General features: G+C 71.3%; 18 protein-coding genes. 6 read left to right on the forward strand and 12 right to left on the reverse strand.

Going from position 1 to position 15,632, the window contains the following annotated elements:
* The 3 genes from ACXJMZ_RS29525 to ACXJMZ_RS29535 all read right to left on the reverse strand — a co-directional run bounded on the left by ACXJMZ_RS29525 (position 1) and on the right by ACXJMZ_RS29535 (position 2,679).
* Positions 1-1,023 carry an alanine racemase gene (locus ACXJMZ_RS29525; protein WP_457033095.1) on the reverse strand — a complete coding sequence of 341 codons (1,023 nt, stop codon included), beginning with the start codon at positions 1,021-1,023 and terminating at the stop codon, positions 1-3.
* A gap of 29 nt (positions 1,024-1,052) precedes the next feature.
* Entirely contained in the window at positions 1,053-2,171 is a 1,119-nt protein-coding gene (locus ACXJMZ_RS29530; RefSeq protein WP_457033096.1) for a lipid II:glycine glycyltransferase FemX, read from the reverse strand.
* A 202-nt stretch (positions 2,172-2,373) separates the two neighbouring features.
* The gene (locus ACXJMZ_RS29535) at positions 2,374-2,679 is read right to left on the reverse strand and encodes a hypothetical protein (RefSeq protein WP_457033097.1); all 306 of its coding nucleotides are present in this window, start codon (positions 2,677-2,679) and stop codon (positions 2,374-2,376) included.
* 297 nt (positions 2,680-2,976) lie between these two features.
* Between ACXJMZ_RS29535 and rpsF the strand changes: the two genes are divergently transcribed.
* The 4 genes from rpsF to rplI all read left to right on the forward strand — a co-directional run bounded on the left by rpsF (position 2,977) and on the right by rplI (position 4,772).
* Positions 2,977-3,267: a 30S ribosomal protein S6 gene (gene rpsF, locus ACXJMZ_RS29540; RefSeq protein ID WP_057228543.1), complete on the forward strand. Its 291-nt coding sequence runs from the start codon at positions 2,977-2,979 to the stop codon at positions 3,265-3,267.
* A 104-nt stretch (positions 3,268-3,371) separates the two neighbouring features.
* Positions 3,372-4,004, forward strand: coding sequence for a single-stranded DNA-binding protein (locus ACXJMZ_RS29545; protein ID WP_457033098.1), 633 nt, complete (start codon positions 3,372-3,374; stop codon positions 4,002-4,004).
* Between the two features lie 67 nt (positions 4,005-4,071).
* The gene (rpsR, locus tag ACXJMZ_RS29550; protein WP_030270170.1) at positions 4,072-4,308 is read left to right on the forward strand and encodes a 30S ribosomal protein S18; all 237 of its coding nucleotides are present in this window, start codon (positions 4,072-4,074) and stop codon (positions 4,306-4,308) included.
* Positions 4,309-4,325: 17 nt separating this feature from the next.
* Positions 4,326-4,772 (forward strand): 50S ribosomal protein L9, encoded by a 447-nt coding sequence (rplI, locus tag ACXJMZ_RS29555; RefSeq protein ID WP_457033099.1) that lies wholly within the window; start codon positions 4,326-4,328, stop codon positions 4,770-4,772.
* 78 nt (positions 4,773-4,850) lie between these two features.
* Here the strand turns inward: rplI and ACXJMZ_RS29560 are convergent, their stop codons facing one another.
* Positions 4,851-6,179, reverse strand: coding sequence for an MATE family efflux transporter (locus ACXJMZ_RS29560; RefSeq protein WP_457033100.1), 1,329 nt, complete (start codon positions 6,177-6,179; stop codon positions 4,851-4,853).
* Between the two features lie 535 nt (positions 6,180-6,714).
* Between ACXJMZ_RS29560 and dnaB the strand changes: the two genes are divergently transcribed.
* The gene (gene dnaB, locus ACXJMZ_RS29565; protein ID WP_457033110.1) at positions 6,715-8,178 is read left to right on the forward strand and encodes a replicative DNA helicase; all 1,464 of its coding nucleotides are present in this window, start codon (positions 6,715-6,717) and stop codon (positions 8,176-8,178) included.
* A gap of 8 nt (positions 8,179-8,186) precedes the next feature.
* Here the strand turns inward: dnaB and ACXJMZ_RS29570 are convergent, their stop codons facing one another.
* Positions 8,187-8,933 carry a helix-turn-helix domain-containing protein gene (locus tag ACXJMZ_RS29570; protein ID WP_457033101.1) on the reverse strand — a complete coding sequence of 249 codons (747 nt, stop codon included), beginning with the start codon at positions 8,931-8,933 and terminating at the stop codon, positions 8,187-8,189.
* A 222-nt stretch (positions 8,934-9,155) separates the two neighbouring features.
* Between ACXJMZ_RS29570 and ACXJMZ_RS29575 the strand changes: the two genes are divergently transcribed.
* A complete protein-coding gene (locus tag ACXJMZ_RS29575) occupies positions 9,156-9,824 on the forward strand; it encodes a DUF4097 family beta strand repeat-containing protein (RefSeq protein WP_457033102.1) in 669 nt (222 codons plus the stop codon).
* A 15-nt stretch (positions 9,825-9,839) separates the two neighbouring features.
* Here the strand turns inward: ACXJMZ_RS29575 and ACXJMZ_RS29580 are convergent, their stop codons facing one another.
* From ACXJMZ_RS29580 to ACXJMZ_RS29610, 7 genes are all read right to left on the reverse strand, one after another.
* The gene (locus tag ACXJMZ_RS29580) at positions 9,840-10,415 is read right to left on the reverse strand and encodes a hypothetical protein (protein WP_457033103.1); all 576 of its coding nucleotides are present in this window, start codon (positions 10,413-10,415) and stop codon (positions 9,840-9,842) included.
* Positions 10,412-11,797 (reverse strand): hypothetical protein, encoded by a 1,386-nt coding sequence (locus ACXJMZ_RS29585; RefSeq protein ID WP_457033104.1) that lies wholly within the window; start codon positions 11,795-11,797, stop codon positions 10,412-10,414. The genes ACXJMZ_RS29580 and ACXJMZ_RS29585 overlap by 4 nt, the downstream gene beginning before the upstream one ends.
* Positions 11,794-12,600, reverse strand: coding sequence for an ABC transporter ATP-binding protein (locus ACXJMZ_RS29590; RefSeq protein WP_457033105.1), 807 nt, complete (start codon positions 12,598-12,600; stop codon positions 11,794-11,796). The genes ACXJMZ_RS29585 and ACXJMZ_RS29590 overlap by 4 nt, the downstream gene beginning before the upstream one ends.
* A gap of 35 nt (positions 12,601-12,635) precedes the next feature.
* Entirely contained in the window at positions 12,636-13,451 is an 816-nt protein-coding gene (locus ACXJMZ_RS29595; protein WP_457033106.1) for a zf-HC2 domain-containing protein, read from the reverse strand.
* Positions 13,448-14,011 carry an RNA polymerase sigma factor gene (locus ACXJMZ_RS29600; RefSeq protein WP_457033107.1) on the reverse strand — a complete coding sequence of 188 codons (564 nt, stop codon included), beginning with the start codon at positions 14,009-14,011 and terminating at the stop codon, positions 13,448-13,450. Before ACXJMZ_RS29600 ends, ACXJMZ_RS29595 begins: the two co-directional genes overlap by 4 nt.
* Positions 14,012-14,232: 221 nt before the next feature.
* Entirely contained in the window at positions 14,233-15,429 is a 1,197-nt protein-coding gene (gene manA / locus ACXJMZ_RS29605) for a mannose-6-phosphate isomerase, class I (protein ID WP_457033108.1), read from the reverse strand.
* A gap of 102 nt (positions 15,430-15,531) precedes the next feature.
* Positions 15,532-15,632 (reverse strand): hypothetical protein (locus tag ACXJMZ_RS29610; protein ID WP_457033111.1); only part of this gene is annotated, 101 nt, incomplete at its 5' end.

The following is a 15,632-nucleotide window of genomic DNA, read 5'->3' on the forward strand; positions in this document are numbered from 1 at the left end:
CTAGCTGTCCACCACCCGGTCGAAGTGGGTGGTGGTGTGCCGGGTGTTCAGGGCCAGCTCGTCACCGATCACCGGCGGCTTGCCGCCGGTGGGCAGGAACAGGATGCTCACCTGCATGTGCGGCGGCTCGGCGAACCAGAGCTGCCTGCCGCTCCAGGAGTACGGCGAGAGCGTCCGGTTGACGGTGGCCAGGCCCGCCCGGGCCAGCCCCTTGGCCCGGGGCACTATCCCGTGCACGTACTTCGGCGCCTCCAGGCCCACGCCGTGCGCGGTGCCGCCGGAGACCACCAGCAGGTGACCGTCCGAGGGGGCCCGGTGCTGGCGGTAGCCGTACCGGTCGCCCTTGGTCACCGGGGTGACGTCCATGACGGTGGCCCTGGCCTGCAGCGCACCGGCGTCGCCGAGCCAGAGCCGGGTGCCGATCCGGGACCGGAACTCCGTGGCCGGATACCGCTGTGCCAGCCGGGCCAGGTCGGCCGAGCCGAGGTGGCTCAGATAGACCGTGCCGGTCGGCAGCCCGGCCGCCGCGATCGCGTCCATCCAGTCCGCGACCTCGGCCACCGGATCGGAACCGTCCGGGCGGTCCAGCGGCAGGTGCAGCGCGAAGCCCTCCAGCGTGAGCCCCTCGGCCGGCAGGTGCGCCAGGTCACCGGGTGCGATGCCGTGCCGCCGCATCGAGGTCATGCACTCCACCACCACCCGGGAGCCGGTCGGCAGCGCCCGGGCCGCCTCCAGGTGCGCCACGGTGCGGATCACCCCGAGCGGGAGCGGCTCCTCGCCGGTCCGGTACGGGGTGAGCACCAGCAGCTCGCCGTCGAAGACCCCGGCCGCCGCCCGGGCCTCGTCGGCGGTGCCGACCGCCAGCAGCTCGGTGCCCAGCCGGTTCGCCTCCTCGGCCAGCCGGGAGTTGCCGAGCCCGTAGCCGTTGCCCTTGGCCACCGGCACCAGGCCGGGGAACTCGCCCAGCACGGACTGCTGGTGGGCCCGCCATCTGGCGGTGTCCAGATACAACGACAAGGTCATTGGCTTCTCCCCGAGGGTGTGACGGTCGGTCAGCGGCGGGACATGTAGATGTCCAGCGCCTTGTGCAGCAGCTTGTTGAGCGGGAAGTCCCACTCGCCGACGTACTCGGCGGCCTGGCCGCCGGTGCCGACCTTGAACTGGATCAGCCCGAACAGGTGGTCGTCCTCGTCCAGCGTGTCGCTGATCCCGCGCAGGTCGTAGATGCTCCCGCCGAGGGCGTAGGAGTCCCGCATCATCCGCCACTGGATCGCGTTGGACGGCTTGACCTCGCGCTTGTGGTCGGCCGAGGCGCCGTAGGAGTACCAGACGTGCTCACCGACCGTCAGCATGGTGGTGGCGGCCAGCGGTTCACCCTCGTGGTACGCCAGGTAGAGCCGCATCCGGTTCGGGTCCTCGGCGGTGAGCGCCGTCCACATCCGCTGGAAGTAGGAGAGCGGACGGGGGGTGAAGTGGTCGCGTTCGGCGGTCACCACGTACAGCTTGTGGAAGACCGCGAGATCCTCGTAGCCGCCCTGGACCACCTCGACGCCGCTCTTCTCGGCCTTCTTGATGTTGCGGCGCCAGAGCTGGTTGAAGCCCTTCTGCACGTCGTCCAGCGAGCGGTTGGCCAGCGGGACCTGGAACACGTACCGGGGCTGCACGTCGCCGAAGCCCGCCCCGCCGTCCTCGCCCTGCAACCAGCCGGACTTGCGCAGCCGCTCGGCCAGCTCGAAGGCGCGCGGCTCGTACCAGTCCGGCTCCAGGTCGCGCAGGCGCTTGGCCTGCTTGCCCGCGATCGCCTCCTTGATGGTGGGCGCGTTCCACCGGCGGATCACCACCGGGGGGCCCATCTTCACCGAGAAGGCGCCCTGCGACTTGAGGTGCGCCAGCATCGGGTCGAGCCACTGGCCCAGATCCCGGTCGAACCAGTCGATCACCGGGCCCTCGGGCAGGTAGGCCAGGTAGCGCTTCAGCTTGGGCAGCTGGCGGTAGAGCACCAGGCCGGCCCCGACCAGCTGGTCGGTCTCGTCGATCCAGCCGATGCTCTCGGTGCGCCACTCGGACTTGACCTCGCCCCAGGACGGCACCTGCATGTGGCTGGCAGACGGGCGCGTCCGGATGAAAGCCAGGTGTTCCTCGCGGGTGATCGTCCTCAGGCGCAGGCTCATGCTGGGGTGCTCCTTCTGGGTCGGCCGGTCCAGGGGTGACCCTATCGCCCGAATGGTCCGTTTCTGGCTCGGCTGCCCGCGTCCGTCGGAGCGCATGGTGGCGCCCCCGTCGCAAGCGGTGCACAGGTATGGACGCGACGGGGGCGCCGGAAGTTACGCGCGGCGCGGGAATCGCCTTCGACGAGTCAGCGCGCGGGGCCGGTCACGCGCCCCCGTAGAGGCCGCCGTGGGCCATTCCCAGATAGAAGCCGAACCCGGCCATGACGAGCGAGACCATCAGCACGAACCGCTCCGCCGTGGTGACCGAGATGAACTGGCCCCAGAGCGCGATCGGGATGCCGAAGAGCCCGGCCCAGGAACTGATCAGGTGCAGGTTGTCGAAGAACGCCGTGGTGAAGGCCAACAGACCGAGCACCGCGGCGATGCCGGCCAGCGTGTTCTCCCGCGGATGCGGGTGGCCGTCGGTGTTGAGGGTGAACGGCGGAGTGTGGCGGACGGTCTGAGCCATGGAGCCCACCTCCTGGTGGAAGAGCCGTTCTGTCCAGATTGCGGCGATTGGGTGGTGGATCACAACCCGTATGCAATTTGCCCCTTAAATTTTGTTGGGCCGTACGGGTGCGGGTAGGCTGTGCGGTCTGCACTGGTGTAGTTGTGCCCCCGTCTGCCCTTCACCGGGCTGGGGGCCGGTTGTCAGTGCCGAGGGCTACGTTCTCGGTACGGCGGCCACCACATCGGTGCCGACGCTGCACAACCCTCCTGCCACGGAGAGACCGTGGCCGCTGAGTCCAAAGGAGGTGGGTTACCCATGCGTCACTACGAGCTGATGCTCATCCTCGACCCTTCGGTCGAGGAGCGCGCTGTCGCCCCGCTGATCGAGAACTTCCTCAACGTTGTCCGCACTGGTGGCGGCAAGGTCGAGAAGATCGACACCTGGGGTCGTCGTCGCCTGGCGTACGAGATCAACAAGCAGTCCGAGGGCATCTACTCGGTCATCGACCTCAAGGCCACGCCTGAGGTCGTCAAGGAGCTCGACCGCCAGCTCAGCCTGAGCGAGTCGGTTCTGCGGACCAAGGTCCTGCGCCCGGACACCCACTGAGCCACTTCCTGACGCCCTAGGCGTCAGGTGGGCTCACATCCGCTGTTTCACGTGAAACAGCGGATGAGCACCGCAGAACTTCTTTCCGAGAGGTCACCACCACCATGGCAGGCGAGACCGTCATTACCCTCGTCGGCAATCTCGTCGACGACCCCGAGCTGCGCTTCACCCCGTCGGGTGCGGCGGTCGCGAAGTTCCGTATCGCGTCCACCCCGCGCACCTTCGACCGTCAGACGAACGAGTGGAAGGACGGCGAGAGCCTCTTCCTCACGTGCAACGTCTGGCGTCAGCCGGCGGAGAACGTGGCCGAGTCGCTGCAGCGCGGCATGCGCGTGATCGTGCAGGGCCGACTGCGCCAGCGGTCTTACGAGACCAAGGAAGGCGAGAAGCGGACGGTCTTCGAGGTCGAGGTCGACGAGGTCGGTCCCAGCCTGCGTTCGGCGACCGCCAAGGTCACCCGCGCCAACCGCTCCGGCGGTACCGGCGGCGGCGGTGGCTTCGGTGGCGGCGGCCAGCAGGGTGGCTCCGGCGGCCAGGGCGGTTCCTGGGGCGGCTCCGGCGGCCAGCAGGGTGGCGGCGGCAACTGGGGTGGCAACTCCGGTGGTGGCCAGTCCGCTCCGTCCGACGACCCGTGGGCTTCCAGCGCTCCGGCTCCTGGTGGAAACCAGGGTGGCGGTGGCGGTGGCGGTTGGGGTGCCCCGGCCGGTGGCGGCTTCTCGGAAGAGCCTCCGTTCTAAAGCGGTGCGTACCGGGCCCTCAGAAGCCCGGTCATGCTGACAGATTTCGTAATCACAGGAGCACATGATGGCGAAGCCGCCTGCTCGCAAGCCTAAGAAGAAGGTTTGCGTCTTCTGCAAGGACAAGGTCAACTACGTTGACTACAAGGACACGAACTTGCTCCGCAAGTTCATCTCCGACCGCGGGAAGATCCGCGCCCGCCGGGTCACCGGCAACTGCACCCAGCACCAGCGCGACGTCGCCACGGCCGTGAAGAACAGCCGTGAGATGGCGCTGCTGCCCTACACCTCCACCACGCGCTAAGAGAGGGTGACCGAAGAATGAAGATCATCCTCACTCACGAGGTCCCCGGCCTCGGCAGTGCCGGTGAGGTCGTCGAGGTCAAGGACGGCTACGCCCGTAACTACCTGGTCCCGCGTGGCTTTGCCATCCGCTGGACCAAGGGCGGCCAGAAGGACGTGGACGCGATCCGTCGCGCCCGCAAGATCCACTCGATCCAGACCCTCGAGGCCGCGACTGCGGTCAAGGGTCAGCTCGAGGGCCTTCAGGTCCAGCTGGCCGTTCGCTCCGGCGACGCCGGCCGCCTCTTCGGCTCGGTGACCCAGGCCGACGTCGTGGCTGCCGTCAAGGCTGCCGGCGGCCCGGCCGTGGACAAGCGCGCTGTCGCGATCGCCTCGCCGATCAAGACCGTGGGCACCCACAAGGTCTCGGTCAAGCTGCACGCCGACGTCCAGGCCAACCTCGACGTCGCCGTCGTCGCTGCCTGAGCCACGCTGTAGCACCGAACGGCCCGGTTCCCCCTCGGGGGAGCCGGGCCGTTCTGCGTTCGGGCCCCGCGTCCGTGCTCAGCCGCGGACGGCTCCGGTGACCAGCCAGTACCCGGTCCTGACCCGGAGGCAGAGGAAGGCGGCCCGGCACAGCATGAACAGGTTCATCGCCCACCAGAGCGCCGCCAGCCCGCCGTCCAGGGCCGGGACCAGCAGGGCCACCGGGGCGAACACCACGAAGGTGGCGACGCCCGCCCAGGCCAGGTAGCGGCCGTCCCCGGCACCCATCAGCACCCCGTCCAGGACGAACACCACCCCGGCCACCGGCTCGGTCAGCGCCACCAGCAGCAGGACGTCCGAGAGCTGCTGCCGGACCACCGGGTCGGTGCTGAACAGCGGCACGTACAGCGGGCGGGTCAGCACCAGCAGCAGCCCGAGCAGCACCCCCACCAGCAGGCCCCACTCGATCATCCGGCGGGTGGCCGCCCGGGTGCCCGGTACGTCGGCGGCGCCCAGGTAGCGGCCGATGATGGCCTGCCCGGCGATCGCGATCGCGTCCAGCACGAAGGCCAGGAACACCCAGATGGTCATCGCGATCTGATGGGCCGCCACCTCCACGTCGCCGAGCGTGGCGGCCACCGCGGTGGCGACCATCAGCACCCCGCGCAGACTGAGCGTGCGGACCAGCAGTGGCCCGCCCGCCCTGGCGCAGGCGCGGATGCCTGGCAGGTCGGGCCGCAGCCCCGCACCCTCCCGGCGGGCGCCCCTGACCACCACGAGCACGTACACCGCGGCCATCCCGGTCTGCGCCAGCACGGTGCCCCAGGCCGAGCCCGCGACGCCCAGCCCGGCGCCGTACACCAGGCCGATGTTCAGCAGCAGGTTGGCCGCGAAGCCGGCGATCGCCACCCGGAGCGGGGTACGGGTGTCCTGCAGGCCGCGCAGGACGCCGGTGGCGGCCAGCACCAGCAGGACCGCCGGGATGCCCAGGGCGCTGATCCGCAGATACGTGACGGCGTACGGGGCGGCGGTGGCCGAGGCGCCGAGCGCGTCCACCGCCTGTGGGGCGAACGGGATGGTGAGTGCCACCACGCCGACCGACAGCAGCAGCGCCAGCCAGATCCCGTCGATGCCCTGCTGGACGGCGGCCCGGCGGTCGCCGGCCCCGATCCGGCGGGCCACCGCGGCGGTGGTCGCGTACGCCAGGAAGACGAACACGCCGGTGACGGTGGAGAGTACGGCGCTGGCGATGCCGAGACCGGCCAGCTGGGCGGTGCCGAGGTGGCCGACAATGGCCGAGTCGGCCATCAGGAAGAGCGGTTCGGCGACCAGGGCGCCGAACGCGGGGACCGCCAGCGCGAGGATCTCCCGGTCGTGTCGGCGGCGGGTGGCTGTGGCGGGTTTCATTCCAGCAAGGCTACTCATCCACAGGTAATGGCCGCAAGACTCATTGATCTATTACTCGAAACGCTGAGCGAGTGGTCGGGTGGGGCCGCCGGGCCGCCGTCCGGGCGGTTGTGTGAAGAATTTCTCATGCACAGCCGCCGCGATTGATCATTGCAGGTCAGAGCCAGTGTGATGAACAGCTCTAAGGGTTGTCCACAGCCGGGTCCACAGACTTGTGCACAGGATTGCGGGAGTTCTCCACAGGTATGGGCCCGTCGTCCACATGCCCTGTGGATAACCATCTTGGCCGATCGGCACCCGGCGCCTTAGCGTTGGTCGCTCTCGGGCGATTTGTCGGTGCGGTGGCGTAAGAAGGAGGACCACCCCCATTCGCTCCGCCTGGCATCAACTCGCACCACTCGCTGATCGGGGAAGACGCGTGACCGGCCCCCAGTACGACGACCACGACGCCCCTCCGCCGGAGGACGACTGGCAGCCGTCCGACGACGCCTTCCCGCCGGGCCCGGCGGACTTCCCGGACGGCCCGGGTGACCGGCTGCCGGTCACCCGCAAGAGCGAGGGTGGCGGGGGCGGCAACTTCGGCAAGGGCTCCTTCCAGCGCGGTGGCAAGCGCAAGGACTCCGCCGGCTCCGGCTCGGACTCGGCCGAGGACCGGGCCGGCACGGACGCCTTCGAGCGGGTGCCGCCGCAGGACCTCGCGGCCGAACAGTCCGTGCTCGGCGGCATGCTGCTCTCCAAGGACGCCATCGCCGACGTGGTCGAGGTGCTCAAGCCGCACGACTACTACCGCCCGGCCCACGAGCTGGTCCACAGCGCCATCCTCGACCTCTACGCCCGCGGCGAGCCGGCCGACCCGATCACCGTCGCCAGCGAGCTCACCAAGCGCGGCGAGCTCACCCGGGTCGGTGGCCCCGGCTACCTGCACACCCTGGTCAACTCCGTTCCGACGGCGGCCAACGCCGAGTACTACGCCGAGATCGTCCACGAGCGCGCCGTGCTCCGCCGGCTGGTCGAGGCCGGCACCCGGATCGCCGGCATGGGCTACGCCGCCGAGGGAGACGTCGACGAGATCGTCAACGCCGCCCAGGCCGAGATCTACGCCGTCACCGAGCAGCGCACCAGCGAGGACTACGCCCCGCTCGCCGACATCATGGAGGGCGCCCTCGACGAGATCGAGGCGATCGGCTCCCGCCAGGGCCAGATGTCCGGCGTCCCCACCGGCTTCGCCGACCTGGACGCCCTCACCAACGGCCTGCACCCGGGCCAGATGATCGTCATCGCGGCCCGACCGGCGATGGGAAAGTCGACTCTGGCACTGGACTTCTCCCGGGCCTGTTCGATCACCAACGGCCTGCCCAGCGTGATCTTCTCGCTCGAAATGGGGCGCAACGAGATCGCGATGCGTCTGCTCTCGGCCGAGGCGCGGGTGGCTCTGCACCACATGCGGTCCGGCAACATGACCGACGACGACTGGACCAGGGTGGCCCGCCGGATGCCGGACGTGACGGCGGCGCCGCTCTTCATCGACGACTCGCCGAACCTGTCGATGATGGAGATCCGGGCCAAGTGCCGCCGGCTGAAGCAGCGTCAGGACCTCAAGCTGGTGGTCATCGACTACCTCCAGCTGATGCAGGCCGGTGGCTCCCGTCGGGCCGAGAGCCGGCAGCAGGAAGTCTCCGACATGTCCCGAAACCTCAAGCTGCTGGCCAAGGAGCTCGAGGTCCCGGTCATCGCGCTCTCCCAGCTGAACCGTGGCCCCGAGCAGCGCACCGACAAGAAGCCGATGGTCTCCGACCTCCGCGAGTCCGGCTCGATCGAGCAGGACGCCGACATGGTCATCCTGCTGCACCGCGAGGACGCCTACGAGAAGGAGTCCCCCCGGGCCGGCGAGGCCGACCTGATCGTCGCCAAGCACCGTAACGGCCCCACCGCCACCATCACGGTCGCCTTCCAGGGCCACTACTCCCGCTTCGTCGACATGACCCGGGACGTGACCTGACCTGGGGGTTATCGAATCCCGTCGGCAGTACCGCCGGAGGGCGCTCCGGGTTTCGTGTGGAGGATCTCGCGGGCCTGCTCCGCGGCGCGGGCGGTGCTCTCGCTGACGAAGTCGAGAAAGCGGGCGATGTTCTCGAGGCGGGTGGCGGCCGGGGTGCCGGGGACGAGGACGGCGACGCCCTGCCGTGCGGTCTCGACGATGTGGGCGGTACTGCGGGCGGCGGCGATCATCGACTGGTACCAGATGTCGTCGTCGACGACGTAGCGCTCGCGGCGGCGTTCGTCGCGTTCCCGACGGACGAGGCCCTGGCTGTCCAGGAACGTGATCGCCTTCGAGATGGACGCCGGGCTGACCTGGAGGCGCTGGACGAGTTCGGACGCGGTGAGGCTGCCCGCGTCGGCGAGGGTGAGGCAGGTCAGCACCCGGGACATCATCTTGGGCATGCCGGACGCCATCAGGACGGTGGTGAACGTCTCCTCGTACTCCTGCACGGCCCCGGGGTCGCGCCCGTAGGCCGGCGGGGGCGTCTGTGGCCCTCGGGGAGTGGCCAGGCCGCGCCGGTGGGTGCGGCGCTCGGTGGCGCGGTGGGCCAGGTCGGCGCGGTAGGCGGTGGGGCCGCCGTTGCGCAGCACCTCGCGCGTGATCGTAGAGGTGGGGCGGTCGAGGCGTCTGGCGATCTCCGCGTAGGCGAGGCCGTCGGCCATCCCCAGCGCGATCTGCTGGCGTTCCGGCTGGGTGAGCCTGCCTCCCGGCATCGCGATCTCCTTCGTGGTCCGTGGTGTCCCGAGTATAGCGTTCGCTTTCATTTCATTGCAACGGACGGAGTGACTGTCGTTGCATTTGGCTTGAGGCTGCCGCAACGATTTTGTGGCTTTTACCTGCGATGATGCTGTTTTTACGCAATGAGGTTGTTGCCGAGCTTTGGAATGCAACGTAGCTTTTCACTCATCCGAAACAGCGAGTCACAGGAGAGCACGATGCAGAAGTTCGCCACCCCCGCCCCGATCTCCGCCGTCCTGGACATCCCCGCCGGGCGCATCCGGTTCATCGCCGCCGACCGGGCCGACACCACGGTCGAGATCCTGCCCGCGGACGCCTCCAAGGGCCGCGACGTGAAGGCGGCGGAGCAGACCACGGTCGAGTACGCCGACGGCATCCTGCGCATCGGGTACCCGGCGGCCAAGAATCAGGTCCTCGGCGCCTCCGGATCCGTCGAGGTGACCGTCCAACTGCCCGCCGGCTCCCGCATCGAGGCCAAGGCCGCCAGCGCCGAACTCCGCGGCGTGGGACGCCTCGGCGACGTCACCTACGAGAGCGCGCACGGCACGGTCAAGCTCGACGAGACCGCCGGCGCCACCCTCACCCTCCTCGCCGGCGACATCTCCGTCGGCCGCCTCGACGGCCCCGCGCAGATCAGCACCCAGAAGGGCGACCTCCAGATCACCGAAGCCACCCACGGCACCCTCACGCTCCGCACCGAGTACGGCGACATCTCGGTCGGTGCCGCCCGCGGCGTCGCCGCCTCCCTGGACGCCGGCACCGCCTACGGCCGGACCCACAACGCGCTCAGGAACGCCGAAGGCACCGCCACGCTCACCATCCACGCGACCACCGCCTACGGCAACATCACCGCCCGCAGCCTCTGAAGGAGCCGCCCCGGACTAGCGCCTCGGGCCCCGGACGGCGTAGGCCGTGATGCCGGCGACGGCCAGGACGAGGGCCGTCCAGGTGCCGGTCACCGCGCCGGGCGGCAGCAGCAGCCAGGTCAGCACCTGGGTCGCCGTATCCGTCGCGGGCGGGACGACGAAGGAGAACGACAACCACGCGAACGGCAGCATCCACGCGTACTTCTGCCCGCAGCAGGCCGCCCCGAGGGCGACGAGTCCCATCAGCCCCGCGGTGTTGCGCACGACGAAGGCGGGGGAGACCAGCTGGCCACCCATGGTCTGCACCGCCAGCAGCACCGCGCCGACGAGTACGCCGCAGAGCAGCACATGCGCGGCCCTGCGGGGCATCCAGCGGATCGCGGCGGTCCGGTCCAGTCCGAGGTCCTGCCCGCCGAGTCCGACCGAGACCGCGGTCGCTCCTGCGGCGAGGACGATCGTGGACAGCCGCGGATCTGCCGGCCCGCCGCCGCCGATCCGGGCGAGTGCCCAGACCGCCACCGCGCTGGTCACCACCACGGCGAGTGAGGCGGGGGCCTGCCGCGAGCGCGCGTACAGCGTCAGCCACCTCACCGGGACGCACCGCCGGTCAGCGCGTCGAGCGGGTTGCCCGAGCAGGAGACCGCGGCGGTGTGCATCGCGATGATCCGCAGTTGCTGCTCCGGCCGGGGCAGTGCGGTGAACAGCTCCCACACCGGGCGGGCCGCGGCGGCCTGGTCGCTCGTGGCGTGCATGGTCCCGTCGAGTGGCCGGAGGTCCTCGCCGAGGGCCCAGGCTGCCCCGATGCTCTGTGCGGCGGCATCCGAGATCGTGCCACTCTCGGTGGTGCTGCGTGGGTGGCAGATCGGGGCGATGCCCTGGGCGACCAGGGCCCGGGTCAGCCGCTCGCCCTCGGCGGCGCCGATCATGTCGTCGCCGAAGTCGACGAGTACGGAGTCGCGCGACCGTTCCGGTGTGTCACCGAGCGCCCGCAGGGCGGTGTTCTCGTGGATGGTGAGGGGCGCCTGGTCGCCCAGGGTGTCGCGCAGCAGGCGCAGCGCCTCCCGGCCGGGACCCGCCAGGCCGTCGAGCCGGGCCTGTCGGGCCCTCGTCACGCACACCGGTCCGTCGCACACCTGCGCTGCGGCGGCCCGGTCGACGACGTACGAGTCGCGCGGGTCGGCCGGGAGCAGGAGCAGGGCGACGGACCCGCCCGCCAGCAGGGGGGTGAGGGCGAGCAGCCGGGCGCGCGGGGTGGCGGCGGCCAGCAGCGCGAGGCCCGTCGCGGCCAGGCCGAGCAGCCAGAGCGTCTGCCCGAGGTGCACGGGGACGGACAGCGTGAGGAGCGTCTGGCGTACCTCCGACACCGCCGGCATCAGCAGCGAGAGACGGGTCGGCGCGGCGGAGGTCGGCACCGCGGCGTCCGTGGTCTGCCGCAGGAGGTTGGTGAACAGGAAGGCGCCCACGGCCAGTGCGGGCGGGGTGAGGACGGAGGGCAGGGTGCGTGCGACCCCCATGCCCAGGACAGCCCCGGCGCCCAGCGCGAGTGCCCCCACCAGCGAGATGGGCAGCCAGCCGAGGTGGGTGTACGCGGCGTCGCCGGCGAGCACCTGCACCGCGCCCAGCAGGACGAGCAGCCCGAAGGCCGAGGCCAGCGCGAAGGCCGTCGTGCCTGCCAGGGCGGCTGCGCGGTGCCGTGCGGGCCGTGGGGTGCTGGTCAGCAGTTCGGACATCCTCGAGCGGTGGTCGCGCAGCCCCTGGAGCGCCCCGAGTCCGATCGCGAGCGGCCACAGGAAGATCAGCAGGAAGCGGGTCCAGAGGGCCATGGAGGTCCACTGGGCCGTCCACAGCACGGTGCCCTTCCCCCACGGCCCGGAGATGAGATGCAGGAACGCGAGCGCGGCCGCCAGCACGACGAGAACGGCCCACGGGGCGCCGGACCGCCTCAGTTCGATGCGCAGGATACGGAGGTTCACCAGGCGCCCCTCGTCCGTACCGGGCCGGCCAGCAGGGCCGAGTAGCCGCGTTCCAGCGGGCTGTCGCCCACGTGTTCCGGGCCGCCCGCCGCGGCCAGCTCGTCCGGGGTGCCCTGGAAGACCAGCCGGCCCTCGGCGAGGAGCACCACGTCGGTGCAGGCGGCGGCCACGTCCTCGACCAGGTGGGTCGAGACGACCACGCAGGCGTCCGTGCCCAGCTCCTGGAGCAGTTCGCGGAAGCGCAGCCGCTGCGCCGGGTCCAGGCCGGCCGTCGGCTCGTCCAGCAGCAGGATCGGCGGGTCGTTGACGATGGCCTGGGCGATGCCGGCCCGCCGCAGCATCCCGCCCGACAGGGCCTTCATCCTTTCGTCGGCACGGTCGGCCAGGCCGACCCGCTCCACGGCGCGCTGCACCGCTGCGGGGATGTCCGCCGTGGGCATCTCCTTCAGCCAGGCCATGTACTCGACGAACTCGCGCACGGTGAAGCGCTTGTAGTAGCCGAACTCCTGCGGCAGGTAGCCGATCCGGCGGCGCACCGCACGGTGCTCGCCCGGCCCGCCCGCGGACTCCCCGAGCAGCTCCAGCTCGCCTCCGGCAGGGCGCAGCACGGTGGCCAGTGCCCGGATGAGGGTGGTCTTGCCCGCGCCGTTGGGACCGAGCAGACCGTGTACGCCGGTGCCCAGCGACAGGTCGAGCCCGTCGACGGCCATCCGGTTCCTGCCGACCCTGACCTGCAGCCCGGTCGCCCGGATCTCCCAGGCGTAGGTCGTGGGGGCGATGTCGGCCCTGCTTACTACGGGCATCGTGCGCGTCCTCTTCTCGCGGGGGTTCAGGAGGTTCATCGGTGGGCTCCCAGCGCGGCGTACGCGCCCCGGCGGGCGATCACGACGCCCACGCCGAGCGCGAGGATCAGCCCCCACACCGGCAGGCCCTCCAGCTGCAGGGCGACGGCCGTCCGGCTGGTGGCCAGGGTCGGTGCCACCATCACAGCGGCCCAGGCGGCCACCAGGGCGAGGGCGGCGCGGGTCACGCCGATCACCACGCCGAGCGCCAGGGTCATCGAGGTGAAGGCCAGGCAGGGCAGCAGCCACTGGGCGGCCGTCACCCCGGTCGCCCATCCCCCCGCCAGCAGCGTGGGGATCACCACGGCGAGTACGGAGGCGGTGCGTCGCAGCACCAGCTGCAGCCCCGCCCTCGGGGTGGCGGCCGTCAGCTCGTACGCCGGGTCCAGGCCGCGCGACCACGAGGCCGCCACGCCGCACACGGGCAGGACGGGGGCGAGCAGCAGCAGCAGGGACACCTGGCCGGAGCCGGGGCCCGCCAGGTCCAGCAGCAGGGCGAGCAGCGTCACGGCCAGGATCATGGCCAGCCACGGCGTCATGGCGGGCGTCGTCCACGCCGACAGCCGCGACCGGAGGCGGCGCGGCGGCGCCGGGACGGCCGTCGCCAGCTGGTGTTCGAGATCGGACCAGACGGCCTCGGTCAGTGCGGCCATGGCGGGTGCCTCGGCCGTGACGGCGGCCGACAGCCGGTCACGGCAGAGCCGGCATCCCTCCAGATGGGCCTCCAGGGCCCAGACCTCGTCCGCGCCGAGGTCCGTCTCGCCGCGCGCGTACCCGTCGATGAGCCGTGCCGACGCGTGTTCCACGTTCATGCCAGCGTCTCCCGCATCGCGTTCCGGGCCCGGCGGGCGCGGGTCTTGACCGTTCCCTCGGGCAGTCCGAGCAGGACGGCGGTCTCCCGGACGGACAGTCCGTCCAGCACCATGGCCTGCAGTACCGCTCTGAGCTCCGGCGCGAGGCGCCGCAGGGCGTCCCCGACATCACCGCCGACGGTCGCCACCAGCGCCTCCTCCTCGGCCGCGGGCGCCACGGGGGACGGAGCGGCGGCGGGCGGCGGCTCCGCGTGGTGGGCCCTGCGCCGGAACGCGTCGACGAGGCGGCGGGCCGCGATCGTCCACAGCCAGCCGACGGCCGTTCCGCCGGCCGGGCTCCCGGCGAAGGAGCCCGCGGCCCGCCACACCGCCAGGTACGTCTCCTGCATGACCTCGGCGACGATCTGCTGATCGGCGCAGCGGCGGCGCAGCCGTACCGCCAGCCAGGGCGACGTGCGCCGGTAGAGCTCCTCGAAGGCGGCCCGGTCGCCCCGGGCCACCCGCCGTAGCAGGTGCTCCTCGTCCAGTTCCTGCGGCGCTGCCGCCCCAACCCGTTTCACACCTGCTAGACGCCCGGCGGAGGCGCCGGGTTTTCCCCGAGGGGTGATCCGGGTCACATGCGGACCTGCTGCCGCGTGGCGAGCCGGCTGTCCCGGTGCGGGGCGATCAGGTCGGCGATGGCGTCGTAGCCGGCCTCGGCGGGGTGGGCGTCGTCAGGGGTGCGGGCGGCCAGCTGGCCGGCTGTCCGGCATTTCGCTGCTCGGACAGGGCGTTCAACGGCTCACAGCGTGACGGTGGCCCGGAAGACGGTGGTGCCGGAGCCGGTCAGCACGGTCTCGGTGCCCGTCCCGGGGAGGAACGCGGACTGGCCGCGGTCCAGGGTGAGCACCGTGCCGTCGGCGGCGGTGAGTTGGGCGCTGCCCTGGGTGCAGAGCAGGATCTGCGGGGCCCGGCCGTCGAGCACCCGGGCCGCCCCGGCGAGTACGAACCGGGACAGCCGGAACTCGTCGATCGGTACGGGGTAGAGCTCCTCGCCGTTGGAGTCGGCGGTCGGCCGCAGTACTTCCGGGCGGCCGGCCCGGAAGTCGACCACCCGGAGCAGCTCGGCCACGTCCACGTGCTTGGGCGTCAGCCCGCAGCGCAGCACGTTGTCGGAGTTGGCCATGATCTCCGTGCCGGTCCCTCGCAGATACCCGTGCGGGAGCCCGGCGCCCAGGTAGAGCGCCTCGCCCGGCTGGAGGAGGAAGTGGTTCAGCAGCAGGCCGATGAGCAGCCCGGTGTCCCCGGGGAACTCCCGGGCGGCGAAGGCGTATCCGGCGAACTGCCCGGTCGGGTCGTCGGTCGCGGCGGCCCGCTCGATCGCGGCGGCGGTGGCCGCCACGACGGCGGCGGCGCTCGGGCCGGTCATCGACAGGATGCCGGCGACCGCCTCGCTCAGCGCCTCCGACTCCGGCTTGTTGCGCAGCAGTTGGACCAGGGGCGTCAGCTCGGGCACGTCCAGCGAAGCCAGCAGGTCGGCCGCCTCGGCCGGTTGCCGGAAGCCGCACAGGCCCTCGAACTCGTCCAGCGCGCAGATGAGTTCGGGCTTGTGATTGGCGTCCCGGTAGTTGCGCTCCGGGGCGTCCAGCAGGATGCCCCTGGCCTCCTCGGCGGCGAAGCCCGCGGTGGCCTGGGCCAGGGTGGGGTGCGCCTGGATGGAGAGCGGCGCCCCGGCCGCCAGCACCTTGAACAGGAACGGCAGGGCCGGCCCGAACCTGGCCACCGTCTCGGCCCCCAACTCGCCCTGCGGGTCGGCCTCGATCAGCTCGTCCAGGGCACGCGGGCCACCGCCCCGGTCGACCCGGGACGGGGCGCTCGGGTGGGCGCCCATCCAGAGTTCGGCCTGTGGTTCGCCGGTCGCCTCGACACCCAGCAACTCGGGAATCGTGGTGACCGACCCCCAGGCATAGGGGCGGACGGTGTTGGCGAGCCGGTCCATGGGCACGTCCTGTTCGCTCTCGTACGGGAGTGGACCCGACCCTAACCGACCCGCTTCTGCGCGAGCGGTCCGGTGGGCCGGCCGGGGGTGGGGGTGGGGGTGTCAGGTGCGGATGAGGGTGAGGACGGTGTCGCGGATGGTGGTCATGGTGGTGGGGTCGTTGGCTTCGACGTTGAGGCGTAGGAGGGGTTCGGTGTTGGAGG

Source organism: Kitasatospora sp. P5_F3 (assembly GCF_054049135.1).